The sequence below is a fragment of the Paenibacillus mangrovi genome, assembly GCF_022898935.1.
GTDB classification, from domain to species: Bacteria; Bacillota; Bacilli; order Paenibacillales; family Paenibacillaceae; genus Paenibacillus_AQ; species Paenibacillus_AQ mangrovi.
The window spans coordinates 691,561-717,137 of record NZ_JALIRP010000002.1; the positions used below are offsets into that span (position 1 = coordinate 691,561).

Sequence of the window (25,577 nt, forward strand, 5' to 3'; positions counted from 1 at the left end):
AAGGCCTATCCGGAAAAAAAAAGACGTGCCAGATGACGATCGTCATCTTAGCACGTCTTTTCTTCGCGCAATGCTACTCTTCCAAAAACTTCGAATACTGCTCGGCGCTCAGCAGTGCCGACAGCTGCTCCTCTAGATCACCTTGAACCTCGATTTCTGCCATCCATCCGCCTTCATACGGCTCGCTGTTTACGAGTTCTGGCTCATCACTGAGCTGCGAGTTGATTTTCGTGATCTCACCACCAACAGGGCTGAACAGGTCCGATACCGTTTTGACGGATTCAATCGTGCCGATGCTTTCCTCGGCCTTGACTTCGGTGCCTTCATCCGGCAGTTCCACAAACACGATATCGCCCAGCTGATGCTGTGCAAAATCGCTGATGCCGATACGCACTACATTGCCGCTTACCTTTTCAACCCATTCATGATCCTTGCTGTACCAACGGTTTTCTTTCACATTGCTCATTTGGTTTCAACTCTCCTTCGATTAATGTAATAATCCAGCTTTACCTTGGATGAGCCATCAATTGGTGTCTGACTAAGGCTGTTTGGCTTCTTTGGCCTTTCTGCGGCGCTGCTCCACCAATTCTTTGGTCAGCTTGCGTCCGGTAGGCGTCGCTGCCAGGCCGCCTTTGCCAGTTTCGCGGTGCTTGGTGGGCATGGCGCTGCCTACCTCCAGCATGACGCCGATAACCTCGTCGGCTGGAATAACGCTCCCTACGCCGGCAAGAGCCATATCGGCCGCAGCCAGTGCGGTGACAGCCCCTAAACCGTTTCGCACGATGCAGGGGATTTCCACCAGCCCGGCGACCGGATCGCAGATTAGGCCCAGGCAGTTTTTCAGGGCAAGGCCGACAGCGTGAACCGCCTGCTGCGGCGAACCACCCCTTAGTTCTACCATAGCGCCGGCTGCCATGCCAATCGCTGATCCGACTTCGGCCTGGCAGCCGCCCTCCGCCCCGGAGATCGAGGCGTTGTTGGCTATGACATAACCAATCGCGCCTGCGGTAAACAAACCGTTAACCAGCTTGTCATCTTCCCAGCCGAAGCGTTCCTGGCTGCTTACGAACACACCGGGGATAATCCCGCAGGAACCTGCCGTCGGCGTGGCAATGATTCTGCCCATAGAGGCGTTCACTTCGGAGACGGCGAGCGCATAAGCCATCGCCTTGGCAGACGGTCCGCCGAGCGACGCTTCACTGTGCTGCATGTAATCCGCCACTTTCTTCGCGTCTCCCCCTGTTAGCCCGCTGCGGGATTTGGTGTTGCCGGTCAGCCCCTTCTGGACGGCTTCCTTCATGACCTGGTAGTATTCCGCCATCTGCCGAAATACCTCATCCACAGGGACGCCCGTTTCCTTGGCCTGATCCTCTAGCATCACTTGGGCAATCGTTTTGTTCTCTTTCAGACAGATGTCTGCCAGCTGTTCCAGCGTTTCAAATCTCATAGGTCAACTAGCTCCTTTGGGTCAAATCAATCATCGTTACTTCCAAAATATGCGGCAATCTTAGCATCTCTTCGATCAGGCTCCCCGTCGGAGCCGTATCCAATTCAAATACCGTCATCGCCGCCTCGCTCCGTCCTTTGCGGTCCACGTCCATGTAGCCGATATTAATGCCTTCGCAGCTGAGCAGGGAAGTCATATTTGCGAGTACGCCCTGGCTGTCGGAATGGGTCACTGCGATTGTCGGATACTCCCCTGTAATCTGCACATCAAAGCCGTTCAGGGAATAGACGGCAATCGTCCCCCCTCCGATGGAGGCCGCAACGATCTCAGCCTTGCGTTCCCCCGCCGTTAGCATGATTTTCACAGAGTTCGGATGCGGGCCATTGCCCTTTCCCTGGATCCATTCCATAACCATACCGACCTTCTCGGCTTCAATATCCGCTTCAGGAATCCTTTCATCATCCGTATCGAAATTAAGCAATCCGGCCGTTAATGCCAAATCCGTACCATGGCCCCAATACGTCTCGGCAAAAGATCCGAACAATGTCATTTGCGCCTTCTCTGGCTGGCAGCCAAGCAGCTGGCGCGCAACTCTGCCAATGCGTACGGCTCCGGCGGTGTGGGAACTGGAGGGTCCTACCATGGACGGACCGATGATGGAAAATACATTTTTGAATCTCAAGGACTTCCACGCTCCTGTATAGATATTCACGTCAGGAAATTGTACAAATGTCAAAATACGGCATAACAACAGCAAAACCACCTGGCTCTGCTGTAAACATATAACTTATTATTTCCAAAATAAAAAGACAGCAAAAAAGGTATGCAGCACCTTTTTTCTCTGTCCCTTGTACCTGAGAGTTTGAGCGAAAATCGGTCATTTCCGCGTTCCCCTTGGGTGGCTGACGCTCTCTCCAGAGCTGCGTCCGGCGACGGTTCCTTGTACCTGAGAGATTAGCCGCCTGCATGTGCGTACCTGCAGCTTGCTCCTTCGGTGCCGCCCTTTTCAGGGCAGTCTCTCCCGTTCGCCTTCATCCGCTATATATTTAGGTTATTATTTATATTTTGGAACCATTTACAATCCTAATCCCCTTAAGAATAAAGCAGACGCAGCAGCGGTGTCAATATAACAAAAAATCCGTTTCGAGAGATTGTCCGGCATCCTCTTTTTCAGGCTCAACTCTTCAACATTCGCATAAGTAATTCGACGCTGGGTGCTCCGTACTCCTTCTCGCCTACTTCGTCCAAGATAAGGCTGTTAATGACGTACATATACCAATTCAGCAGCTGGTGTGGATCTCCTGCAATAAATTCCCCGGACTCCTGCCCTTTGATAAATACTGGAACCAGTGGTTCAATCATGACCTCAGCAGAGTAGGACTCAAAAATCTTTGCCGCTTCCTCCGGAATTTCTTCCGGCTTGCGCGCAGCTTGAAGAATCAGCATAAAAGCATACTTGTTTTCACTCAGCATATTTTCAGTCAAGGATTTGATTTGCTCATACGGTGAACCGGGTAGTCGAGGAACTTCCTCTGTTTCCCTTTTCCCTTCTTCCATCAATTCCTGTACGATGCTTATAAAAAGTTCATCTTTGGATTTAAAGTAACGGTAAATAAGCCCTTCACTGACACCGGCTTCCGCGGCAATCATGCTCGTTTTCGTACCCCCAAAGCCATGCCGAGCAAAAAGCTGAAGTCCTGCTTCCTTAATCTGAGCTCTTCGTTCATCCTTGATTTGATCCAGCTGTTTTTTATTTAAAGGCGACAATGATCTCGATCTCCAATCTGTCCAAAAATGTTTTCCTCATTGTACCATGCCAATTCAGTCAGTTTGTAAGCATTTCTGTTGTTTATCGCTTCACCGTTGCAAGCGGGCGTACCCGATGGATTAATTCATCCAGAAACTGATCCGGTCTGCCGAAGCAAGCAAGATGTCCGGCATGCCTTATTGTCACAAATTCCTTATACGGAGCTTCTATTACCTCGTAGTACATTTTAGCCACAGCGGTTGGTGTAATAATATCCGATTCTCCATGGAATATAAAGAAGGGAAGCTCAAAGCGGTTGTTGAACCTGCTATAGTCGAAATGAATCAACTCATCGTACAAATGCTCGAGGGAGAAATCCATTCCTTTGAAAATATCAAATATATCGCTTAACTTGTGATCTGGCGATGCGATCATGGAAGGCAGTATTAAATCCATGATCATATTGGGTACCCCTCTTATGGCTTTGACGACCAGCTGATTATTTTGCTTAAAATCGTCCATGCTCCATTTTGACACGTCTGGTCCCATCTTCTCCATTAATTGAATCCCCTTCTTGCTACCAATGGATCTGAAAGCATCCAGCCTCGATTGGTAATATATATGTTCCGGGTCCGGGGCGTTCTGGTCTGTGCCCACATAAGCATAAAAAAGCTCTGGGTGCAGCGAAGCCATTAAAAGGCCGGTTAGACTACCTACAGAGCTGCCAATGAGGATTAGCTTGGGCTGGTTAAGCTTACTGCACAGATATTCGGCCACCTCGATTCCGTCCTGTGCGAGTCTGCCGAAGGTAATTGATCCGCTGCCATCTTTACCGTTTCTGTGGAAGGTTTTGCCCGCTCCGCGCTGATCCCATTGTGCAATCGTGAAGTACTTCTCCCAAGATCGTAGTAACGGATTGAAGATGGAATACGTCGAGCCTGGGCCACCATTGAATGAACAACAGAATAGGGTTGTTTCTATCTTCCCCCCGGATCGTGATCCATTGGTCTATGCCGCCGATGCTGACAAAATCTGATTCAACTATTCCATTTGTCGAGTTCATTTCCAGTATTCTGGCGTTTTTACGTCTATTGCGTCCCCGAAGCATTATATCCATCAAAATGTTATTATTACTCACTTCATATCCCCACTTTCTTAAATAATGTTTTATAATGAGTGAGTTACTCACTCATTATAAAAATAAACCATATTTTATTGATTGTCAATAGATCTTAATCATTTTTCTGATCTTGTTTTTGCGATAGATTATGTCGTAGCTTGAACCCGTTAACACTCCTGTTTTTTAGCGCTGGATTTGGGCACAAAAAGAGACAGGCAGAAGATCAAACATACCGTCCTTAAGACGTATGGATCTTCATGCTCTGTCTCTGTTGTGTACATTAATCAGTTCAAGAAATGCAAATTCACACCTACAATTGCATGCCGCTACGTATGTATTCGATGGCTCCGAGGGATACGATGCGCTCTTTGTCTTTTGCCGGGGCGATCAGGCATTGGTTGAACATATCTGGAAGGGTATGTTTTCGGGCCGTCTCCAGCGCATGCTCCATATAACCCGGATAAGTGGCGGTACTGCCCCCGATCACAATTACGTCCGGATTGAACAGGTGAATCACGTTCGTCAAAGCCAGCCCGAAATGCTCTCCTGCTTGTGCCAGCAGCTTCACCGTATCCGGGTCGTTCTCAGCGATCCGCTCCAGGAATTCCTCAATGCCGCAGCCTGCCTGCCTCAGAATACCGATCCCGCCTGTCAAACTATCGAGCGTTTTGGGCCCATTATCAGTTTGCATCATGCAGTAGCCCAATTCTCCGGCAAACCCGTGCGCACCTGTAATCATGCGTCCCTTCGAATATACGCCAAGAGCGATGCCCGAGCCGGCCATGATGACCGCAATGGTGTCCTTGTCCTTATAATTGACGGTTTCAGCAACCGCTGCGGACTTCACATCATTGATGAACCGAACCGGAAATCTGCCGCCACCAAAATAATCGGTCGTAATACCGCTCAGCGAGCCGATATCCGAATACTTCACCCGATAATCACCTTCAACGAGACCGGGCACGGCCATGCCTATACCTTCCGGCACAAACGGCAGGCTTTTAATAAAAGCATCGATGTCATGTTTCAGCTGTTCCCGCGGGCAATCGAGCCCGGTAGGCACCTTTTTTTCCACATGCTCCCCATTCACCTGCGCGTAGAGATACATTTTCGTACAACCAATATCGACGCCGACCACTCTTTCCATACCTGACCCCCTCCTAGGAAAAAAATAAATCTTGAAATTAATACCCTTACAAATATTGTAACGAGTCCAAATCAAAATCAGTACACTAAAAAGGTTGCGAATCCACATCATTATGTGAGATTCCTCCTTGCCACGGAACAAGACGCCTTGATGATAATCTTATTGACATTCTCTAGGCCTTTGAGTATTAATGATAGTAAGACAATTCAATAGCGGATGAAGATAATGGGAGAGATTACTGATTCTTAGTGACGCCGAAGGAGTAAGCCCTTCCAAAGGGGTGAATCTCTCAGGCAAAAGGACCATTATCGGACGCATCTCTGGAGAGAATTCTTAAGCGAAAGAATCACCCAAGGGGAAATTTGTTGACCGGTGCTAAGCGGTGTGAACGTTTTTTAACCCTTATTGGCCCGGTAATCAGCAAGGTAACTCTCAGGTACCAAGGACAGAGCATGAAGATCAGTATGCCGTAAAAACGGTATGCTTGTTCTTCTGCCTGTCCTTTTTGTGTGAAGAAAATAATATAAGAGAAGGTGACTAACGTGTCCGAGCTTAAACGAACCCCGCTTTACCCTTTGTATGCCGAAATTCCAGGCGTGCGCTGCATCGATTTTGGCGGTTGGGATCTTCCCGTTCAGTTCAGCGGTATCCATAAAGAGCATGAGGCTGTCCGCGAAGCGGCCGGTCTGTTCGATGTGTCCCATATGGGCGAATTTATGGTGAGCGGCCCGAATGCCGAAAGCTTTATCCAGCATGTGACCGTAAACGATGTAACCACTCTCGTCCCTGGGCAGGCGCAGTACAGTGCTATGTGTTATCCAGACGGCGGCGTGGTGGACGATCTGCTAGTTTACAAGCTCGAAGAGCAGTCCTATATGCTGGTCGTCAACGCTTCGAACATCGACAAGGACTGGGAATGGCTGCAGCAGCATTTGCAGGATGGCGTACAGATGACCAACGAATCTGACGAAATGGCTCTCCTGGCGCTGCAGGGGCCCAAAGCGGAGGAGATTCTCGCTCCCCTCGTTGATGCTGATCTGAGCAAGCTCGGAGCGTTTCACTTCCTGCAAAATGTATCTTTGTTCGGCGCATCCGTTCTAATCTCGCGCACCGGTTACACTGGTGAAGACGGCTTTGAAATTTACCTGCCAGCAGCAGATGCTCCCGCCGTATGGAAGGGATTGCTTGAGCACGGTGACGCGCACGGCCTTCTTCCTGCTGGTCTCGGCGCCCGTGACACACTACGTTTCGAAGCCAAACTGCCGCTCTATGGACAAGAGCTGTCCAAGGATATTTCCCCGCTGGAAGGCGGCATCGGCTTTTTCGTGAAGCTGAACCAGGCGGATGATTTTATCGGCAAAGAAGCTTTGCAGCAGCAGAAAAATAGCGGTATTCCGCGAAAATTAGTCGGCGTGGAAATGATCGACCGCGGCATCCCGCGTTCGCATTATCCGGTGTATGCCGGCGACACGCAAATTGGTGAAATCACCACCGGTACCCAATCCCCAACACTTAAGCGTAACCTCGGGCTTGCCTTGATTGACAGCAGCCATGCCGCCATCGGTATGCAGGTTGAGGTGGATGTGCGCGGCAAACGTCTGAAAGCCGAAGTTGTAAGTGTACCATTCTACAAACGAGCCCGAAAAGGAGCTGACTCCCAGTGAAGCACCGTTATCTGCCCATGACCGAGCAGGATCAGCAGGATATGCTGAACACCGTCGGACTGAACTCCATCGAGGAGCTGTTTAAGGATATTCCAGACGAAATCCGTTTTAAGGGTGAGCTGCCTGTCTCCAAAGCTCTGGACGAATACGCCCTCACAAGTCATTTGTCCGCGCTTGCCGCCAAAAACGCCAATGCCGACCAATACCCGAGTTTTCTCGGTGCAGGCCTGTATGACCACCATATACCGTCCGTGATCAATCATGTGGTATCAAGATCGGAATTTTACACAGCTTATACACCATACCAGCCTGAAGTAAGCCAAGGCGAGCTGCAGGCCATTTTCGAATTCCAGTCCTACATTTGCGAGCTTACAGGTATGGCTGTTGCCAACGCCAGTATGTATGACGGCGCCACAGCCCTCGCTGAAGCCGGTTCTCTGGCAAGTGCCGCTACCAAGCGCAATAAACTTGTGATTTCCACCGCGGTTCATCCGGAATCCAGACAGGTGCTTCACACCTACGCGCATGGACTAGGACTTAAAATTGTCGAGATCAGCACCAAAAATGGTGTAACGGACATGGAGGAGCTTGCAAAAGCCGTCTCCGACGATACCGCCGCCGTGTTGGTGCAAAATCCGAACTTTTTTGGCTCGATTGAAGATCTCGCTTCCATCGGTGAACTGGTGCATGGCCACAAAGGCCTCATGATCGTAAGCACCAATCCTATATCGCTTGGACTTCTGGAAGCTCCTGGCAAGCTTGGCGCCGACATCGTAGTCGGAGACGCCCAGCCGCTTGGCATCGCCTCTTCCCTCGGTGGTCCGACATGCGGATTCTTCGCCGTGTCCAAGGATCATATGCGCAGAATGCCAGGCCGGATTGTCGGCCAGACGGTCGACCGCAACGGCAAACGCGGTTTTGTACTGACACTGCAGGCCCGTGAGCAGCATATCCGCCGCGAGAAAGCGACCTCCAATATCTGCTCGAACCAGGCGCTGCTTGCACTTTGTGCTTCAGTATATATGTCCGTGATGGGCAAACAGGGCATGATCGAAGTCGGCCAGTTGAATCTGCAAAAAAGCCTTTATGCCGCAAGCCGTCTCGCGGACATCCCTGGTGTGACAATGCCGTACACCTCCCCATACTTTAACGAGTTTGTGATCAAGCTCCCGGATGGCGTATCCGTTTCCGACGTGAACTCAAAGCTTCTGAAGGAAGGTTTCCTTGGAGGCTACGACCTCAGCCGTTCTTATCCTGAGCTTGAAGGTCATATGCTGGTTGCCGTGACGGAGCGTAGAACCAAAGAACAGATTGATCAATTCGCATCCTTGCTGGAGGGCTGTTTATGATACAGGAAAAAGCATTGATATTTGAGCTGAGCCATCCCGGCCGCATCGCCTATTCATTGCCGGAACTCGACGTGCCTGCCCTGGAACCGGAATCCGTAATTCCAACCTCCATGCTGCGCAGCGAGCCTGCGGCTCTGCCTGAGGTATATGAAGTTGACGTCATCCGTCATTACACCGAGCTTTCGCGCCGCAATTTTGGAGTGGACAACGGATTTTATCCGCTTGGATCCTGTACGATGAAGTATAATCCGAAGGTTAACGAAGATGTGGCCCGCTATGCGGGATTTTCCAAAATCCATCCTTACCAGCCTGAAGAAAGTATTCAAGGCGCCCTGGAGCTGCTATATCAGCTGCAGCTGGATCTTGCCGGGCTCACGGGCATGGATGCCATTACGCTGCAGCCTGCCGCCGGTGCCCATGGCGAATGGACCGGTCTGATGATGATCCGCGCCTACCACGAAAGCCGCGGCGAGCAGCGCGACAAGGTCATCGTGCCGGATTCTTCGCATGGTACCAATCCGGCGAGTGCTTCTGTTGCCGGCCTGACAACCATCACCATTCCGTCCACGGACAAAGGACTTGTCGATCTGGATGCGCTTCGTGCAGCTGTCGGCAGCGACACGGCGGCTCTAATGCTGACCAACCCGAACACGCTTGGCCTGTTCGAGGAGCAAATCCAGGAGATTGCGGCAATTGTCCATGAAGCCGGTGGACTACTGTATTACGATGGAGCGAATTCCAACGCAATTATGGGCATCACCCGTCCGGGAGACATGGGTTTTGACGTGGTGCACCTGAACCTGCATAAAACGATGAGTACGCCGCATGGCGGCGGCGGTCCAGGAGCCGGTCCAGTTGGCGTGAAAAGCCTGCTTGTACCGTTCCTTCCACGCCCATTCGTCTCGAAAACCGAAGATGGGGCATTTACCCTTGAAGGCGAAAACGAGCAATCGATCGGCCGCGTGAAAGCCTACTACGGTAATTTCGGTATCCTGGTGCGCGCGTACACGTATATGCGCAGCTACGGTCCAGAAGGTCTGCGCCGCGTGTCCGAATGCGCCGTGCTGAACGCCAACTATATGATGAAACGTCTTGAGCCTTACTTCGATATACCGTATCCTGGCATCTGCAAGCATGAATTTGTTATGTCTGGCACGCCACTCAAAAAATACGGCGTACGTACCTTGGACGTGGCCAAGCGGCTGCTTGATTTCGGGTACCATCCGCCAACTATCTACTTCCCACTTAACGTGGAAGAGTGCATCATGATCGAGCCAACCGAAACTGAAAGCAAAGATACGCTGGACGCGTTTATCGATACGATGATTCAAATCGCCAAGGAAGCCGAGGAGCAGCCTGAGCTGCTGCTGAACGCTCCTTACGACACGCCGGTCACCCGCCTTGATGAAACGACGGCCGCGCGCAAGCCGGTTCTGAACTGCGCCTGCAGTTGAGAACGCGATGTTGAAAAAAAGGACCTCATTCCCACTTGGCAGTGGGATTTGAGGTCCTTTCGCTTCATTGGGGATTGTCTCATTCCAAGCGAACGCTTGGAGGACAAGCCCTTTTCTACTTCATATAACGTTTGATAAAACGAAATTGGAGAAGCCTTTTAGTTTCTGAGGAAAGGTATGGGACGGGTACCCCTTTTTGGCCCCTCCCATGCCTTCTCTATTGATTGATCAGCTTCAAGTTTCCATGCCGGAAATTATTCCTGCGTGGCTCCCGCTTCTAGACTAACCAGCTCATGTGGCGCATGCTGGGCAACGGCCGGAGCAGGCTTGGATTTTCCTGTCAGGTTCTTGATCAGGCCTTCAAGATCAATGCCAGACACATTTTTCAGCATTTCAGGTGCGGTAGACATCAGTTCGGTCACATAGTTGCTGACGCGGGCTGCGCCTTCGCCTTTCCCTGTATCCACGACCGTAAGCTTGTCGATCGAGGAGATCGGCTGTGCGATTTTCCCTGCAAGCTCAGGCAGCATCTTGACGATAATATCGAGTACAGCCGCTTCGCCGAATTTCTGGAATGCTTCCGCGAGCTTTTCCTTCGCTTCGGCTTCCGCCAAACCGCGCAGTCGGATGACTTCCGCTTCCGCCGTACCTTTAGCTCGCTCCGCATCGGCAATCGCCTGGCCTTCCAGACGTTTCTGCTCCGCAGAGGCTTTCGCCTGTGTCTCAATGGAATACTGCAGCGCATCAGCCTCGCGCATTTTACGCGCTTTGTCCGCCTCCGCCGCCTGTTCGACGGCATAACGGTCGGCATCCGCTTTCTTCTTCACTTCCGCGTCGTACTGCTTTTGACGAACCATGATTTCTTTTTCCTGCAGATCGATTTCGCGTTCCTTGCGGACCAATTCGACCTTCATCTGCTCTTCAACCATCGTCTGCTTCGCACGTGCTTCCTGGATATGATAAGCTTGGTCGGCTTCCGCCTTCGCTGTGTCCTGATCCTTCTTAAAGGATGCAACCTTCAGCTCTTTCTCCTTCGATGCTTCGGCGATATTGGTATCGCGCAGCAACTCCGCTTTCTGACCCTGTTCTTCTGCATTCGCCTTCTGAATCCGTGCGTCGCGCATCGCTTCGGCTTCCGCAATTTCAGCATCGCGTTTCACCGCTGCAATCCGCGGTTTACCGAGCGCATCCAGATATCCTTGTTTATCGCGCACATCCTTGATCGTAAAGGAGACGATCTGCAGACCCATTTTTTTCAGGTCGCGTGCCGCAACGCCTTGTACCTCCTGCGCGAACTTATCGCGGTTCCGGTATACTTCCTCCACGGTCATGGATCCTAGAATTGCACGCAGATGGCCCTCAAGCACCTCCTGGGCTTCCCCCTTCAGCGCCTCGATCGGCTTGCCGATAAACTGTTCCGCTGCTGTCGCTACGTCTTCAATCGACCCTCCGACCTTGATGATCGCTACGCCGTCCGCTATAACCGGTACTCCCTGCTCGGTGTAAACCTCCGGCGTCGAGACGTCCAGTTTATGAGAGAGCAGCGAGATGAACTCTGACTGCTGAAAGACCGGCAAAATAAATGCGCCGCCCCCACGGACAATTTTGATTTTGCGCCCTGAATCATCCTCTGAAATATTCTTGCTCCCCAAAAAGGAACCTGTCACGATCATAGCTTCATCCGGTCCTACCGTCTTGTAGCGGGCCCAGAAAGCCAAACCCAAAACAATGATAACCCCTACGACAATGATTGGGATGAGCATGTATTCAGGCAAATCCATCAAACAACATCTCCTCTTCTCTCATCTAATTTGGTGACACGCAGCACCCCGTCAAGCACATCAACGACGACGACCCGTGTACCGGCAGACAGCTGGCGACGCTCAAGGCTTGAAGCGATATGAAGCGTATTTCCGGCGCCTAGCTTGATCATGACCTCCCCGAAGCCCGTTTCGGGAATCGGTATGGTGACCTCGCCAATGCGGCCAGAAAGCTCGCGGACGGAATACCCGGTGGAATTTTCGCTGTTGTCCATGGGCTTGACATAAAATAAATAAACAAGCGCCGATATCGCTATAGCAATTGCCACCGACAGCAGTACTACTACAGCGCTGCCCCACCCCGTATAATGGGTCAATAAAATGCCCGCTCCGCCAAACACCGTTACCGCACTTGCGATGACCATCGGCTTTAGAAAATCGACCGATAAAAAGTCGAGCAGCCCGTCTAGGGCGTGGCTGACCAGGTCTCCTAATATCACGCTAACCACCGCAAATAGGATTCCGCCTGCAAGACAGCTCCAAAAAATCGTTTCCATGGTAGCATCCTCCTAAATATGTTCCTAACTGTCTATATAAGGATATACGTATTAAGGTTCAATCTTGTTTCAAATATTTCCTTCTTGATAAGATCTTGGTAAGGATTGATGGTAATAAAATGGAACTTTATCGCGGTTCGATTGTCTACTTCAATAGGAGGGGGATACGTATGGAAAGCATCGGCGGTGTGATGATCTCTGATGATCCTTATGACGCACTGCAGGACCTGATGCGGGATTATTCGCAGGATGTGTGGAACTTTGCCTTTTTAATTACGAGGAACAAAGAAGCGGCTGATGATATTTCGCAGGAAGTATTCCTGAAAGCCTTCAAGCACTGGAGGAGGTTCGAGGGGCGAAGCTCTCCGAAAACCTGGCTGCTAGCCATCACGCGCAACCTGGCTCGAAATTGGCTGAGATCTCATGCCGTAAGAAAGATTGTACTCCTGGACCGCATTGAGGATCGTGGCGGTGCAAGCTCGGCCGAAAGCGAATATTTGGACCGCCTGCAAACGGAAAGCATCTGGAGCCATGTGCTGCGGCTACCAGCCAAATACCGTGAGGTACTTGTGCTCGAGGCGCATTACGAGCTCGAATACAGCGACATTGCCAGCCTTCTCGGGATTGCCGAGGGAACAGTCAAATCCCGGATACACCGGGCAAGAAAACGAATGGAGAAAGCAATGAAAGGAGATCTCGGCCATGAAGAGCACTAGACCGGAATGGTATGAGGAATTGAAACATCCTCCTTTTGGCCGGAACATGTTTACGCCTGAAATGGAGATGCGGGTTCGTCATCAGCTTGCTTCAAAAAAACAAAGGAGCAGCACCTTAAGCCGATTCATACTGCTCACCGCAGCATGCTCCGTGGCTCTCGCCTTCGTACTGCTGTTTATGTATGGAATGCTGCCAGCCGCCAGTAAGCTCGCGGGTTGGGTCGGCATTCCTGTCAGCAAGGAGCAGGATTGGCTTCCCCATTCCGTTTACAAGCAGGGGTCTGCCATCCTCCTCGAGACTTATCCTGGAGGTGATTACCATGCCGGTAAGCGATCTGGAAGCTGGTGGAATATTCACGAGCCTTATGAGCAGCTGCAAAATTCCACGATTCAGATTACAGCTACCCATCGCCAAAGCGGAACAACAATAATCGAGCTTCAGGAAACCCCCATAGACCAAAGTATGATCTACGCTGATTTCATCCGTGTTTCTTCCGATTTTGCGCTTCCTTTTCCGGGGACCTGGAAGTTTGATGTTTGTATCGATGGGATGAAAATTGGAGATACGGTTTTCGAGGTTCCCGATTCCGATTGGCAGCCAAGCCCGCAATTTGAATATGACTCATCCACACTAACTGGAAACAGGGGCAGGAGCGGTTTTGTCTCAAGCGGTTTTACAGCAGGGAGCGGTAATAAATTTTTATGGCACCTATGGGATACAAAGGAATTGTCCGGACGGCTGGTCGTCAAAGCTGTCAAAAAGAATTCCACTCAAGTCCTCACCATACTCGACACCGAACTCTCCGGTAGTCAAGAGCATCAAACGCTGCCAAGCCTCATGGAGCTGCCTGAATCAGGACTCTGGAGATTGATGATTTATGTGGATAATAAGTTTTTTGACAGTATAGTGGTTAAAGTTAAAGAACCCGGAAGCGAAGAGATGCCGTAACCGACAAACATTAAGAAAGGACCTTCCAACCGGAAGGCCCTTTTTTCGCACGGATTACAAAGACATTTTATAAATCTCTACTACGTCTTCTTTATTCAACTTTCTGAAATTGCCGAATGGTCCGAAGCGGACGGTCTTCTCGGCCATAACGTCGATTTGGCTGTCGTCGATGTCATAGTCCGCGAGGCGGCTTGGTGCGCCGATAGAGCTCCAGAAGTCACGCAGAGCCTGAATCCCTTCTTCGCCCACCTGCTCAGCGGATTTGCCAGCCGGATCAATATGGAATACGTTCACGGCAAGCTTTTTGAACCGTTCGGGATCCGTATGCAGATTGTATTTCATCCAGTTCGGGAACAGGATCGCGAGGCCACCGCCATGTGGGATATCGTATACGGCCGATACGGCATGCTCGATATTGTGGGTAGCCCAATCTCCGGCATAACCCATGTTCAACATACCGTTCAGCGCCATCGTACCGCAGTACATAATAGTCGAGCGGTCCTCGTAATTCTGCAGGTCATTAATGAGGCGCGGTGCTGTCTCAATAACGGTGCGAAGGATCGTTTCGCAGAAACCGTCCTGCACCGGCGTGTTCTCTTCGGTATGGAAATAATGCTCCAGCACGTGGGACATCATGTCCACCATACCATAGACCGTTTGGTCTTTAGGCAGGGTAAATGTATTCACCGGATCCAAAATGGAAAACGCAGGGTAAGCGTGTGGACTTCCCCAGCCCATTTTCTCCTGGGTCTTCTCGTTCGTAATAACCGAGCCGCCGTTCATTTCGGAGCCGGTTGCAGCGATCGTCAGCACGGTACCAAGTGGGAGTGCATCCTTCGGAGCCGCTTTGCGCTCTACAAAATCCCACATATCCCCGTCGTATTTGGCGCCTACGGAAATCGCCTTCGCGCAGTCAATGACGCTACCGCCGCCAACGGCGAGAATAAGATCGATGTTCTTTTCGCGGCACAGGTCTACGCCCTTATGTACCGTTGACAAACGCGGATTCGGCTCAACGCCGCTCAACTCGGTCACCTCAGCGCCGATTTCCTTTAGCAGGCTGTTTACACTCTCGTACAAGCCGCTGCGTTTGATGCTGCCGCCGCCGTACACCAGCAGAACGTTTTTGCCATACTTCGGTACTTCAGTTTTTAATGTATCAAGCTTGCCTTTGCCAAAGATCAGCTTGGTTGGGTTATAAAATTCAAAAGAATTCACTTCCAAATCGCCTCCGTCTTCCAAAAAATGATGTTGCCAATATATTATAACCCTCTGCCTGAACAAGAAACAAACCGCCCTTCCCCGAATACAGGGAAATAAGCGGTTTGCTTGAATAAAGCCTCACAAAATGCCTTATCGTGAAATCATTTCATGAGTAGGGATGCAGCCGATATGCGAGACGAAACGCCGGAAGGCTTCTTTACCCGCTTCGGTTCTTTTATAAACACCGGCATGACCGAGTATCTCAACAAAAATGCTTCCCACTTCAGTCTGGACAAGCTTCCAGGCATCCTCTTTGCTGAGGTTCGTTCCGTGCTTGGCTACCAGCTGCTCAATCCATGGTTTATGCTGCTTCAAAACATGGTCCTCCTGCTGCATCAGGCCGTCATAAAGACCTTTATCCCCTGCAAGAATCTCAGCTGTCAGATCCAGCTCTTCTTTCAGTCTGCCCGGTAAAATGGCAAGCCCCATTACTTCGATCAGACCGATATTTTCCTTTTTGATGTGATGCATCTCTTCATGCGGGTGGAAAATACCTGCGGGATATTCCTCACTGGTACGGTTGTTGCGAAGCACCAGATCCATCTCGTAGCTTCCATCCGGCGTCCGGTGCACGATCGGCGTTACCGTGTTATGCGGCACCTTTTCCCCGTTCTCCTCACTGAATGCCGCAATATCTGCTGTTGGATCGCTGTACTGCTTCCATGATTCGTAGATCATATCGGCCAGTTCCAGCAGCACATCGCTATCTTTTCCGGTTAAACGGAGCACGGACATCGGCCATTTTACGATACTGACGGTTGCACCAGCAAAGTCCGGATGGCTGAATACCGCTTCCTTCGGCGCATTTTGAATCGGAAAGGTATGCCGTCCTCCTTGAAAATGGTCATGCGTCAGAATCGAACCGCCTACGATCGGAAGATCGGCATTGGAACCGATAAAATAATGAGGATAAAGCTCCACGAAAGCTAGCAGGCGCCGCAAGCTGTCTTTCGTCAACTTCATCGGCACATGGTCATGATGGAACACAATGCAGTGCTCATTGTAATACACGTAAGGTGAGTATTGGAAAAACCACGGCTCACCGTTCAAGGCAAGCGGAATGACGCGAAGGTTCTGGCGAGCGGGATGATTTATCCGACCGGCATAACCAACGTTTTCCCGGCACAGCAGGCACTTCGGATAGACCGGAGGCGGCAGCAGCTTCGCCATGGCGATCTCCTTCGGGCTTTTTTCCGGCTTGGATAAATTAATCGTCATTTCAATGGTGCCGTACTCGGATTCATGCTCCCAATATACGTTTTTGTTCACGCGATCCATGCGGATGTAATTGGTATCGATGGATAGCTGATAGAACCGGTCTGTCGCCGCTTCCATGCCCTGATCTTCTTTCAGACTGTTGAACTCCCGGATCACTTCTGAAGGGCGGGCCATCAGATTGCCCATAATCTTCGCATCCAAAAGGTCACGGTAGGTATCTGTATTTTCCGGAATCAGACCGATGCTGAAGCCATAATCAATCAACACGTCTAGAGCGGGCTGTGGCCCATCAAGCGCCTCCAGTTCCTCATCACCTAGATAAGGCTCGCTGAAGCTGAAAAGCTCCAACAGCAGGTTGCGGCTGTAATCTTCGTCCAGCGGCTCGATCAGCCTGCGCTCTAGCGCAAATCGAACCAGGCGTTCAATCGCTTGAAGAGCTTCATTCTGTTCTGCTGTTCTCGCTGCATTAGATGCGTCCAAGTGTACTTCCCCCTTATTCTTCGCCGTAGCCATGCGGATGGCTCTGATGCCAGCTCCAAGCGCTCTGAATGATGTCCTCTAGCTTATCACGGGAAGGATTCCAGCCCAGCACCTCTCTGGCCTTCTGCGAAGAAGCGACCAAGACTGCCGGATCGCCAGCACGGCGTGCCTGCATCACCACCGGAATATCCAGACCTGTGACCTTTTTCGCTGTTTCAATCACTTCGTTGACCGAAAAGCCTTCGCCGATGCCAAGGTTGAATACGTTGCTGCTCTCACCCTTGCGCAGGTAATCAACGGAACGCAGATGGGCGTCAGCCAAATCGCTCACATGGATATAGTCACGGACGCAGGTGCCGTCTTCCGTCGGATAATCGTCGCCGAATACCGCAATGCTTTCGCGCTGCTTCAGCGCGGTTTGCAGCACAAGCGGAATCAGGTGACTTTCCGGACGGTGGTCCTCACCGATTTTGCCGCTGTCATGGGCGCCGGCCGCGTTGAAATAACGAAGTGCCACATATTTGATGCCAAGGACCTGATCAAACCAGGACATCATCCGTTCCATCATCAGCTTGGTTTCGCCGTAGACGTTGGTCGGCTGCGTACGGTCGCTCTCTATGATTGGCACGCGTTCCGGTTCCCCATAGGTTGCCGCCGTAGAGGAAAATACAATCCTGCGGACGTTTGCCGCATCCATCGCTTCTAGTAGGCACAGCGTGCCGAACACGTTATTGTCGTAATACTTTACCGGCTTCTGCATACTTTCACCGACAAGAGAATTGGCAGCAAAATGGATAACCGCATCAATGCTGTTTTCGCTAAACAGCTTCGCCAGCAGCTCCTTGTCTCTCAGATCGCCTTCATAAAGCTTGCCTCCGAGCAGCGCTCCGCGGTGTCCTGTCTGCAGATTATCCAGTACTACAACCTCTTCGCCGCGCTCAAGAAGAGCCGCTACCGTATGGGAGCCGATATATCCCGCTCCGCCCGTTACCAGAATGGCCATCTTATTCGTCCTCCTTCAGTTCTTTTACGCCGTCACCCGTACCACAAACATAGAATTCCGCCTTCAGACCTGTACGCTCTTCATAAGCTTGGCCTACCTGCTGCACGAACTGCTCTACGGAGTCCTCATGAACCAGGGATACCGTGCAGCCGCCGAAGCCCGCTCCGGTCATACGCGCTCCAAGCGTTCCTGGAATGCGCCGTGCTTCCTCAACCATTACATCAAGCTCGTTGCAGCTAACCTCGTACAGATACCGCAGAGATTCATGCGACTCGTTCATCAGCTTGCCGAACTGCTCCAGGTCATTATTTTTCAGACCTTCGACGGAATCCAGCACACGCTGGTTCTCCTCAACGACATGCAGCGCGCGCCGTCTGACCGTTTCATCCACAAGATGATTTGCAAGCTTCTCGAACTGGTCCGGCTTCAGCTGCGCCAAATAGTTCAGATCAGGAGTTTCTTTCTTCAGAATTTCCAAAGCCGTTTCGCACTGCTGTCTGCGCTCATTGTAAGCCGAATCCACCAAACCTCTGCGCTTGTTGGTATTTCCGATGATGATTTTATATGCTCCTGTACGGAACGGAACATGCGAATATTCAAGCGTATCACACATCAGCAGAATCGCATGATCCTGCTTGCCGTTCGCCACGGCAAACTGGTCCATTATGCCGCAGTTCACGCCAACATACTGGTTCTCAGCCCGCTGCGCAAGCAGCGCGATTTTCACGGTGTCCGTTTCGCAGCCTTCCAACGTTTGTAGTGCAAAAGCTGTTACCACTTCAATGGACGCCGATGACGAGAGACCTGCACCATTCGGAATCTCGCCATGATAGAGTAGATCGTAGCCCTTCGTGACCGGACATCCGGATTTCTTATTTTCAACCATCACGCCAACCGCGTAATCCACCCATTCGCCTGTCTTTTCTTCACCGATCTCCTTCAGGCTGAACTCCTTTTCATATGGAAAATTGGTCGTCGCGAGACGGATCTTGTCATCATCACGCTGGCGGACCAGCAGTGTCGTTCCAAATTCCAGGGCTGCAGGGAGAACATAGCCTCCGTTATAGTCAATATGCTCCCCGATCAGGTTTACACGTCCCGGTGCGAGGAATACCTTCAGGTCGTGCTCACTGTCGCCATACTTTTTGATAAACAGTTTTTTTAGCGATTCTATTTTCATTTGCAATGCACCATCCTTTCCTTATGGTTACTTTCTAAGATCATTATAAAAACAGAACTGCCTTTCGTTAATGCAATTATGTTTGCTCTATATGGATTTATGTGACTTTGGAGAATATAATGGCATTATCATTTACTTATCTTTATCTATATAAATTGAACTAAAGTTTAATTCTCCATCTTCTTGATTGCTGTTAAATCAAAGAGATGGGTACCTATTCTTTAGTTCAATTTATCTAGCTGAACCTAAAAGGAGTCCTTTTTATGGCCGTTCAAGAAAGCTACAGTGTAGCCTCCAATCCCGTGTACCATGACAAAAGCCCGCTCCATGTGCTGTTTGCCGGCGAAAGCCAGACCAAGCCTCTTCATATCGTCGGGCCGAAAATATATGACTACTATCTGCTTCACTACGTGGAAAGCGGTAAGGGTCTGTTCCGCTCGGAGGAGCATACCTATGAGCTTGGAAAAGGGAGCTGCTTTCTGATTCATCCGGGTCGGCTTGTCAGCTATGCTTCGGATGCAAACGAGCCCTGGCGCTACCGGTGGACGGCTTTTTCCGGGAGCGAGGCGCAGGCGCTTGTGGACTCAGCCGGCTTCTCCGGCGGGCACTCCGTTCTCTTCACGAGCAGCGGCAGCCTAATTCCTTCCTCCATCAACCGGATCGCGGATGCCTTCTACAGTAAAAAGGAAAGTGCGGATATGGCGGCACTTGGTTATCTCTATCTTATCTTTTCCGAGGCCCGGGAGATCCTAACGAGTGAAATCCGCCTGACGGGAACCGAATCCCAGGTTCAGCGGACCGTCAAACAAATGATTCATTATATGTCCGCCCAATACGCGCATCCCGTTTCGATTGAACAGATGTGTGAGAGTCTGGGTTACAACCGCGCTTACCTGTCCCGTATTTTCAAAAAAGAAACCGGCATGTCTCCCGTTACCTACCTGCTCAAGCTGCGAATCGACAAGTCGCGCCAGCTGCTCAGGGAACGTCCCGAGTTGTCCATTGAACAGGTTGCCGCATCCGTCGGATTAACAGATCCGCTGTATTTCTCGCGACAGTTCAAGCGGCTGTGCGGCCAATCGCCAAGCCATTACCGCACGCTTGTTGCTTCTACGCCGTCCTCTCTGCATGACTGCCTCTATTAGAACTGTAAATCTACTTTTGCAAAAAATAAGCCCGCTGCACTCCATAAGGAGCGAGCGGGCTTATTAGTACAAAATGATGATCTGGATATTTATGACTCGTTTTCCGTTTTCAGAATCGCTTCAATGCGATCCAGTTCCTCATTGCTGAACTCTAGGTTCTTCAGCGCAGCGATGTTATCTTCAATCTGACTCACGCGGCTCGCGCCAATCAAAGCTGACGTGACTTTGCCGCCGCGAAGTACCCAAGCCAGAGCTAGCTGCGCCAGGCTTTGACCTCGTGCTGCCGCAAGCTGGTTCAGCGCACGGATTTTACGAATTGCTTCAGGCGTAATGTCATTGGCATTCAAGGACATCGATGAGCTCGCTGCCCGGGAATCCTCCGGAACCCCGTTCAAATATTTATTGGTAAGCAGTCCTTGCTGAAGAGGCGTAAAGGCGATGCTGCCCACGCCATTCTCTTCCAGCACATCCTGCAGTCCGTTTTCGATCCAGCGGTTCAGCATGGAATAGCTTGGCTGATGAATCAGCAGTGGCGTACCTAATGATTTCAGAATGGAAATGGCTTCTGCCGTCTGCTCGGCTGAGTAGCTGGAAATACCAATGTAGAGCGCTTTGCCTGAACGCACGATGTGATCCAGTGCCATCATCGTCTCTTCGAGCGGGGTATTCGGATCAAAACGGTGGGAATAGAAAATATCCACGTAATCCAGCCCCATCCGCTTCAAGCTTTGATCCAGACTTGAGATCAGATATTTTCGGGATCCCCACTCGCCGTAAGGGCCTGGCCACATGTAATATCCTGCCTTGGAGGAGATGATCAGCTCATCACGGTGGCTCTTCAGATCCTGCTCCAGAATCTTGCCGAAGGTTTCCTCAGCAGAGCCGGGCGGCGGTCCGTAATTGTTTGCCAAGTCAAAATGTGTAATCCCCAGGTCAAACGCGCGTGTGACCATGCTGCGGGCATTCTCTAACGTATTCACGCCTCCAAAATTATGCCAAAGTCCAAGAGATATAGCCGGAAGCTTGAGGCCTGACCGGCCGCAGCGGTTGTATACCATTTCTGCGTAACGTGATTCGCTTGGTGTATATGCCATTGCAATCCGCCTTTCTATGTTAAGGTAATATTGCTTAATAAGTATCATATCTCTTTCGCGATGCGTTTGGCAAAAAACGATGATGTGCCGTTTATCTTCCTATGCCTCAAATCCTCAAAGTCCCAGAAGCGCGCCCACCTGATCCATGACTTCCCCGATCTTGTCATTGATAATCAGACTGGCCCTCTGGTCATAAGGTGTCGGATCCATATTGAGCAGCACCGAGCGGGTTCCTTCAAAATACGATACGAGCTCTGCCGCCGGATGCACCGTCAGCGATGTCCCGCCGACAAGCAGCAGATCCGCATTCGTGATCACGTCCATTGAGCTGATTAGAACCTGCTGGTCAAGCGCCTCCTCGTACAAAACGACATCCGGTTTAATGATTCCCTGGCAGTGAGGACAGCGTGGTACAAGATGCTTGCTCGCCATCACCTGCTCAAGTCCGAAGAACCGTCTGCAGCCCATACAGTAATTGCGATGAACGGAGCCGTGCAGCTCCAGAACTTCCTTGCTCCCCGCCTTTTGATGCAATCCATCAATATTTTGCGTCACCACAGCCTTCAGCTTTCCCTGCTCCTCGAGCTTTGCCAGAAGCCGGTGACAGCCATTTGGCTTGGCATCCGGATGAAGCATTTTGCTGCGGTAAAAATCAAAAAATATATCGGGCATTTTCACGAAAAAGGAGCGGCTGAGCATTATTTCAGGCGGATAAGGAGAATGCTGCTCGGTCTGATACAAGCCTGCGGCAGAGCGGAAATCGGGAATACCGCTCTCTGTAGAGGTACCGGCTCCTCCAAAAAAGACGATTGTTTTACTCTGCTCAATCCAAGAAGCCAATGTTTCAATCTTTTGCACCATTTATCACCTCCACATAGGTTTGGGTTGTTCCCATAAATATATCATGTAAATTCGTGCTTCTGAATATCTGAAAAAGATTTAGATACGTGATCAGCCCGCCTCCCGGTTGGGATGGCAGGCTGCCTCGGGCAAGCCGCTCAGGTACTCCTGAACCGCCGTTTTTCAGCCCTACTGGGGCTTTTGCACAATCCTATTTTTTGGCGTCGCGGTAAGCTTGCATGTACTGCTCCGACTTCTGACGCACCAAGTCCATGTTGCCCGTCTTCACGGCTTCGTTGGTTAGGTCTGAACCAATGCCGACGGCAACGGCCCCGCCCTGGATCCAGTCTTTCAGATTCGCCAGGGACACTCCGCCTGTCGGCATAAAATTTGCCTGCGGCATAGGTCCCTTCATCGTCTTGATAATGCCCGGTTCATATAAGTTGCCCGGGAACAGTTTAACGATATCGACGCCAAGCTCCAAGGCATGCTGCACCTCAGCAATGGTCATCACGCCCGGCATAATAGGTATACGGTATAAATTGCATATTTTAACGGTTTCCGGATTAAGCGATGGCCCTACCACGAATTCGGCGCCCGACATGATCGCTGCTCGCGCCGTCTGTGGTTCAAGAACAGTACCAGCGCCGATGACAGCAAATTTATCAGGATCTTCCGCTTTCCAGCTGTACATGCGGCTCAGCTTCTCAATCGCCTGCAGCGCACCCGGTACCGTCAAAGTGACCTCAATGACCTTAATCCCTCCGGCGATAGCCGCTTCAGCCATGGCAAAAACCTGATCCGCGGAATCTCCGCGCAGAACAGCCACCACACCGTTATCGATAATCTTCTGTATGACCTGGAGTTTTTTCACAATAACCTGCTCCTTTTCACTCATTATATGGAAATCTTGTTATAATGTCTATAAATTACATAAGTGGACAATAAAGTAAGTAATTTTGTTTCAAACGCTGTACTTCACAAACTTAAACTACCTCTCAATATGTACCTTGTGCCCGAGCTTTGCATCCACCTGCTCCCAGGTTGGCAGTGCTTCCCAATCTCCTACGGCTTGGATGACCATGGAGCCCATAAGGTTACCGAGGCGCACCGCTTCTACGGTCGAATGACCCTTAAGCAGTCCGGCAATGAAGCCCGCGCAAAAGCCGTCGCCCGCTCCAACCGTATCGAGTACCTGATCCGCTTTAAAATAAGGAACTTCGGTCAGGGTACCTTTCTCCAGAACATAGGTCAGATCCGGTCCGCCCTTAATAATCGACACTGCGTCCAGCTTGGATAGCTTGTCGAAAACAGATTCATCTTCTTTAACATCATAAAGCAGCTTCAGTTCATCTAAACCGGGCAGGAAATAATCCGCCTTCTCGGCGAGTCGTAATAATACACCACGCGCTTCTTCCAGTGTCCACAGCTTCAGCCGCAAATTCGGATCAAAACTGACCTTGACTCCGGCGCTGCGTGCTATATCCATCGCTCTCTCCGCGCATTCCAGGGCAGATGCGCTAATCGCTGCGGTAATACCTGTCACATGAAGAATTTTTGCGCTCTGTATGTATGACTCGTCGAGCTGATCTGCCTGCATCCGGCTCGCAGCCGAAGCTTTGCGATAGTAATATACCGATGATTTGCCAGCCGTATTTTCGCGAATCATGAGTCCCGTCGGAGCCTCGCTGCTGAGTACCGCACGCGAAACATCAACGCCCTCGCCGCGAATCGCTTTATATATCATCGTACCGATTGGGTCGCTGCCAAGCGTTCCAAACCAGCCGGCGCGATGTCCTAATCTGGCGACGCCTATCGCCACATTACTTTCAGCCCCGCCAAACGACTTATGCAGAGTCGAAGCATATTCGAGTCCTCTTGAATCTTGTGCAGTTAACAATCCCATGCTCTCGCCGAAGGTAACCAGTTCAGGTGCTAGATTTGCTGTGTCCTGCTGCATAATAGTCCCCTTTCCGTTTTTGAATCTGTACCTATTGTCTGCGGAGTTGGAAGGGTTGTCAATACGAAACAATTTCATCGCTTTGACACACTTAGAACGAATGTTAGCGTTTTCTATTGTGATATAAATCACAATGTTGTTGTTCTATGCGTAGTAATTTATAGATGAAGATATTGGAGGGAGTCTCATGGAAAAGACTTTAGCCCAGCAGGGGGAAACCTACTTTTTAAACTTACGGTTTATATTGATCCTGACCGTCTTAATAGGAAACGCAATCGAGCCTTTGATCCATCAAATGGACGGTATCCATGCTCTTTATTTGTGGATCTTCAGCTTTCATATGCCCCTGTTCGTATTCGTGACAGGATATTTCGCCAAGGGCGCACTCGGCGGCGAAGTCGGCCGTAAAACGCTGCTGCAGATCGGACTGCAGTACACCATCTTCCAAAGCCTCTACTCGTTTCTGGATGTTACCGTGTTTCATGTTCAGAACATTCACCATTCGTTTTTTGCACCATACCTCCTTCTCTGGTTTCTTGCCAGCCATGCAGGATGGCGGCTGCTGACATTGGGGATGCATAAATTAACACCTACTGCTCAAATCATTCTTTCGCTGGTCTTAGGCATTCTAGTCGGCTATCTCAGGTTGGATGGAGCTTGGCTCAGCATTAGCCGAACCTTTGTCTTTCTACCATTCTTTGTTATCGGTTATCATTTTTCGTTCGAAGCCTTTGTGCAATTTTTCACCAAACAAAAAAAACTCATCGACGCTGTCGCTTCGATCGTACTTTTCGCTATCATCGCCTTGTGGGGACTGGGAATACCCGAAGGCTGGCTCTATGGAAGCATGACCTATATGCAGCTTGGACATCAGGAGTGGTATGCCGGATTGTACCGTGCAGCATTTTACGGCCTAGAGTTCATAGCGGGCGCTTCTTTTCTGGCCTGGGTACCTTTTCAGCAAAGTCGTATGACAGATCTGGGACGCCGTACTCTGTATGTGTTCCTGCTCCATGGCTTTTTCATCCGCTTTGCGGTCGTTTCGGGGCTGTACAGCTACATTCAGAACCCAGCAGCAGCTCTACTGCTCATTGCGGGCGCAGTTCTGCTCGCTGTTGCATTGGCCCAGCCTGCTGTAAAGAAATACGCCCATCCTGTTATTGAGCCTTCGGTAACCTGGATCATTCGGCTCACGCTATGGGTAAACCGGTATAGAAATAAAGCTTCGACATTTTTTCGCTGAAAAGTTTTAAGGTTCTAAAGCATAACGTCGGCTTAAAAAAGCATCTTCGATCCAACTCTTCCGGATTGGGGATGCCTTTTTTTTCACCTTTTTCCTGGATCTGCCCGCACCCTGCTGTGTATTTCCTTGCTAGAAAATCCTCTCATTTTGTGATAGACTCATTTAAAATCGTTTATTCGGGCACTTCTTTGAGTAACCGCGTTGAAGCGAGATGGTTTTCACATTTAATTAAATAGGGGGA

The 25,577-nt window shown here is 50.5% G+C and carries 25 protein-coding genes and 3 riboswitches; of the genes, 7 read left to right on the plus strand and 18 right to left on the minus strand.

Annotation, left to right across the window (positions count from 1 at the left end; translation table 11 throughout):
* Nucleotides 1–73 precede the first annotated feature (73 nt).
* The 8 genes from gcvH to MUG84_RS07750 form a co-directional block, all read right to left on the minus strand.
* Nucleotides 74–466, minus strand: coding sequence for a glycine cleavage system protein GcvH (gene gcvH / locus MUG84_RS07715; protein ID WP_244722931.1), 393 nt, complete (start codon nucleotides 464–466; stop codon nucleotides 74–76).
* Between the two features lie 72 nt (nucleotides 467–538).
* A complete protein-coding gene (sdaAA, locus tag MUG84_RS07720; RefSeq protein WP_244722943.1) occupies nucleotides 539–1,447 on the minus strand; it encodes an L-serine ammonia-lyase, iron-sulfur-dependent, subunit alpha in 909 nt (302 codons plus the stop codon).
* A 7-nt stretch (nucleotides 1,448–1,454) separates the two neighbouring features.
* On the minus strand, nucleotides 1,455–2,129 hold the full coding sequence (gene sdaAB / locus MUG84_RS07725) for an L-serine ammonia-lyase, iron-sulfur-dependent subunit beta (protein WP_244722947.1): 675 nt from the start codon (nucleotides 2,127–2,129) through the stop codon (nucleotides 1,455–1,457).
* Nucleotides 2,130–2,160: 31 nt separating this feature from the next.
* A complete protein-coding gene (locus MUG84_RS07730; protein ID WP_244722950.1) occupies nucleotides 2,161–2,328 on the minus strand; it encodes a hypothetical protein in 168 nt (55 codons plus the stop codon).
* Nucleotides 2,329–2,371: 43 nt separating this feature from the next.
* A riboswitch (glycine riboswitch) is annotated at nucleotides 2,372–2,481 on the minus strand.
* A gap of 142 nt (nucleotides 2,482–2,623) precedes the next feature.
* The gene (locus MUG84_RS07735) at nucleotides 2,624–3,214 is read right to left on the minus strand and encodes a TetR/AcrR family transcriptional regulator (protein WP_244722953.1); all 591 of its coding nucleotides are present in this window, start codon (nucleotides 3,212–3,214) and stop codon (nucleotides 2,624–2,626) included.
* Nucleotides 3,215–3,296: 82 nt separating this feature from the next.
* Complete coding sequence (locus MUG84_RS07740) at nucleotides 3,297–4,118, minus strand: alpha/beta fold hydrolase (protein ID WP_244723373.1); 822 nt, start codon at nucleotides 4,116–4,118, stop codon at nucleotides 3,297–3,299.
* Nucleotides 4,024–4,332: a hypothetical protein gene (locus MUG84_RS07745; RefSeq protein WP_244722954.1), complete on the minus strand. Its 309-nt coding sequence runs from the start codon at nucleotides 4,330–4,332 to the stop codon at nucleotides 4,024–4,026. Before MUG84_RS07745 ends, MUG84_RS07740 begins: the two co-directional genes overlap by 95 nt.
* 292 nt (nucleotides 4,333–4,624) lie before the next feature.
* Nucleotides 4,625–5,461: an ROK family protein gene (locus MUG84_RS07750; RefSeq protein ID WP_244722955.1), complete on the minus strand. Its 837-nt coding sequence runs from the start codon at nucleotides 5,459–5,461 to the stop codon at nucleotides 4,625–4,627.
* 216 nt (nucleotides 5,462–5,677) lie between these two features.
* Nucleotides 5,678–5,776, plus strand: a riboswitch (glycine riboswitch).
* Nucleotides 5,777–5,779: 3 nt separating this feature from the next.
* Nucleotides 5,780–5,912: riboswitch (glycine riboswitch) on the plus strand.
* Between the two features lie 91 nt (nucleotides 5,913–6,003).
* Here MUG84_RS07750 and gcvT point away from each other — a divergent pair.
* From gcvT to gcvPB, 3 genes are read left to right on the plus strand one after another with little or no spacing between them, the layout of a single operon-like run.
* Entirely contained in the window at nucleotides 6,004–7,125 is a 1,122-nt protein-coding gene (gene gcvT / locus MUG84_RS07755) for a glycine cleavage system aminomethyltransferase GcvT (protein ID WP_244722956.1), read from the plus strand.
* A complete protein-coding gene (gene gcvPA / locus MUG84_RS07760; RefSeq protein ID WP_244722957.1) occupies nucleotides 7,122–8,474 on the plus strand; it encodes an aminomethyl-transferring glycine dehydrogenase subunit GcvPA in 1,353 nt (450 codons plus the stop codon). Before gcvT ends, gcvPA begins: the two co-directional genes overlap by 4 nt.
* On the plus strand, nucleotides 8,471–9,928 hold the full coding sequence (gcvPB, locus tag MUG84_RS07765) for an aminomethyl-transferring glycine dehydrogenase subunit GcvPB (RefSeq protein WP_244722958.1): 1,458 nt from the start codon (nucleotides 8,471–8,473) through the stop codon (nucleotides 9,926–9,928). Before gcvPA ends, gcvPB begins: the two co-directional genes overlap by 4 nt.
* A gap of 254 nt (nucleotides 9,929–10,182) precedes the next feature.
* On the opposite strand, the gene MUG84_RS07770 is transcribed toward gcvPB, so the two are convergent.
* Nucleotides 10,183–11,709 carry a flotillin lipid rafts scaffold protein FloT gene (locus tag MUG84_RS07770; protein ID WP_425313172.1) on the minus strand — a complete coding sequence of 509 codons (1,527 nt, stop codon included), beginning with the start codon at nucleotides 11,707–11,709 and terminating at the stop codon, nucleotides 10,183–10,185.
* On the minus strand, nucleotides 11,709–12,245 hold the full coding sequence (locus tag MUG84_RS07775; RefSeq protein ID WP_244722959.1) for an NfeD family membrane protein: 537 nt from the start codon (nucleotides 12,243–12,245) through the stop codon (nucleotides 11,709–11,711). Before MUG84_RS07775 ends, MUG84_RS07770 begins: the two co-directional genes overlap by 1 nt.
* 170 nt (nucleotides 12,246–12,415) lie before the next feature.
* On the opposite strand from MUG84_RS07775, the gene MUG84_RS07780 reads away from it, so the two are divergent.
* A complete protein-coding gene (locus MUG84_RS07780; RefSeq protein WP_244722962.1) occupies nucleotides 12,416–12,961 on the plus strand; it encodes an RNA polymerase sigma factor in 546 nt (181 codons plus the stop codon).
* Entirely contained in the window at nucleotides 12,948–13,910 is a 963-nt protein-coding gene (locus MUG84_RS07785; protein WP_244722965.1) for a DUF4871 domain-containing protein, read from the plus strand. Before MUG84_RS07780 ends, MUG84_RS07785 begins: the two co-directional genes overlap by 14 nt.
* A gap of 54 nt (nucleotides 13,911–13,964) precedes the next feature.
* On the opposite strand, the gene MUG84_RS07790 is transcribed toward MUG84_RS07785, so the two are convergent.
* The 4 genes from MUG84_RS07790 to MUG84_RS07805 form a co-directional block, all read right to left on the minus strand.
* On the minus strand, nucleotides 13,965–15,128 hold the full coding sequence (locus MUG84_RS07790) for an iron-containing alcohol dehydrogenase (RefSeq protein ID WP_244722968.1): 1,164 nt from the start codon (nucleotides 15,126–15,128) through the stop codon (nucleotides 13,965–13,967).
* A gap of 135 nt (nucleotides 15,129–15,263) precedes the next feature.
* Nucleotides 15,264–16,904: a UDP-glucose--hexose-1-phosphate uridylyltransferase gene (locus MUG84_RS07795; RefSeq protein ID WP_425313173.1), complete on the minus strand. Its 1,641-nt coding sequence runs from the start codon at nucleotides 16,902–16,904 to the stop codon at nucleotides 15,264–15,266.
* The gene (gene galE / locus MUG84_RS07800; RefSeq protein WP_244722974.1) at nucleotides 16,885–17,874 is read right to left on the minus strand and encodes a UDP-glucose 4-epimerase GalE; all 990 of its coding nucleotides are present in this window, start codon (nucleotides 17,872–17,874) and stop codon (nucleotides 16,885–16,887) included. Before galE ends, MUG84_RS07795 begins: the two co-directional genes overlap by 20 nt.
* A gap of 1 nt (nucleotide 17,875) precedes the next feature.
* Nucleotides 17,876–19,054, minus strand: coding sequence for a galactokinase (locus MUG84_RS07805; RefSeq protein ID WP_244722977.1), 1,179 nt, complete (start codon nucleotides 19,052–19,054; stop codon nucleotides 17,876–17,878).
* Between the two features lie 263 nt (nucleotides 19,055–19,317).
* On the opposite strand from MUG84_RS07805, the gene MUG84_RS07810 reads away from it, so the two are divergent.
* Entirely contained in the window at nucleotides 19,318–20,199 is an 882-nt protein-coding gene (locus tag MUG84_RS07810) for an AraC family transcriptional regulator (RefSeq protein WP_244722980.1), read from the plus strand.
* A gap of 89 nt (nucleotides 20,200–20,288) precedes the next feature.
* Here MUG84_RS07810 and mgrA read toward each other — a convergent pair whose 3' ends face one another.
* The 4 genes from mgrA to MUG84_RS07830 form a co-directional block, all read right to left on the minus strand.
* Nucleotides 20,289–21,293, minus strand: a complete 1,005-nt coding sequence (gene mgrA / locus MUG84_RS07815) for an L-glyceraldehyde 3-phosphate reductase (protein ID WP_244722983.1) — start codon at nucleotides 21,291–21,293, stop codon at nucleotides 20,289–20,291.
* Nucleotides 21,294–21,407: 114 nt separating this feature from the next.
* Nucleotides 21,408–22,154 (minus strand): NAD-dependent protein deacylase, encoded by a 747-nt coding sequence (locus tag MUG84_RS07820; protein WP_244722988.1) that lies wholly within the window; start codon nucleotides 22,152–22,154, stop codon nucleotides 21,408–21,410.
* 190 nt (nucleotides 22,155–22,344) lie between these two features.
* Complete coding sequence (locus tag MUG84_RS07825) at nucleotides 22,345–23,007, minus strand: bifunctional 2-keto-4-hydroxyglutarate aldolase/2-keto-3-deoxy-6-phosphogluconate aldolase (protein ID WP_244722991.1); 663 nt, start codon at nucleotides 23,005–23,007, stop codon at nucleotides 22,345–22,347.
* Between the two features lie 117 nt (nucleotides 23,008–23,124).
* Entirely contained in the window at nucleotides 23,125–24,093 is a 969-nt protein-coding gene (locus MUG84_RS07830; protein WP_244722994.1) for a sugar kinase, read from the minus strand.
* 187 nt (nucleotides 24,094–24,280) lie between these two features.
* Here MUG84_RS07830 and MUG84_RS07835 point away from each other — a divergent pair, with 187 nt between their 5' ends.
* Nucleotides 24,281–25,336 carry an acyltransferase family protein gene (locus tag MUG84_RS07835; RefSeq protein WP_244722997.1) on the plus strand — a complete coding sequence of 352 codons (1,056 nt, stop codon included), beginning with the start codon at nucleotides 24,281–24,283 and terminating at the stop codon, nucleotides 25,334–25,336.
* Nucleotides 25,337–25,577 lie beyond the last annotated feature (241 nt).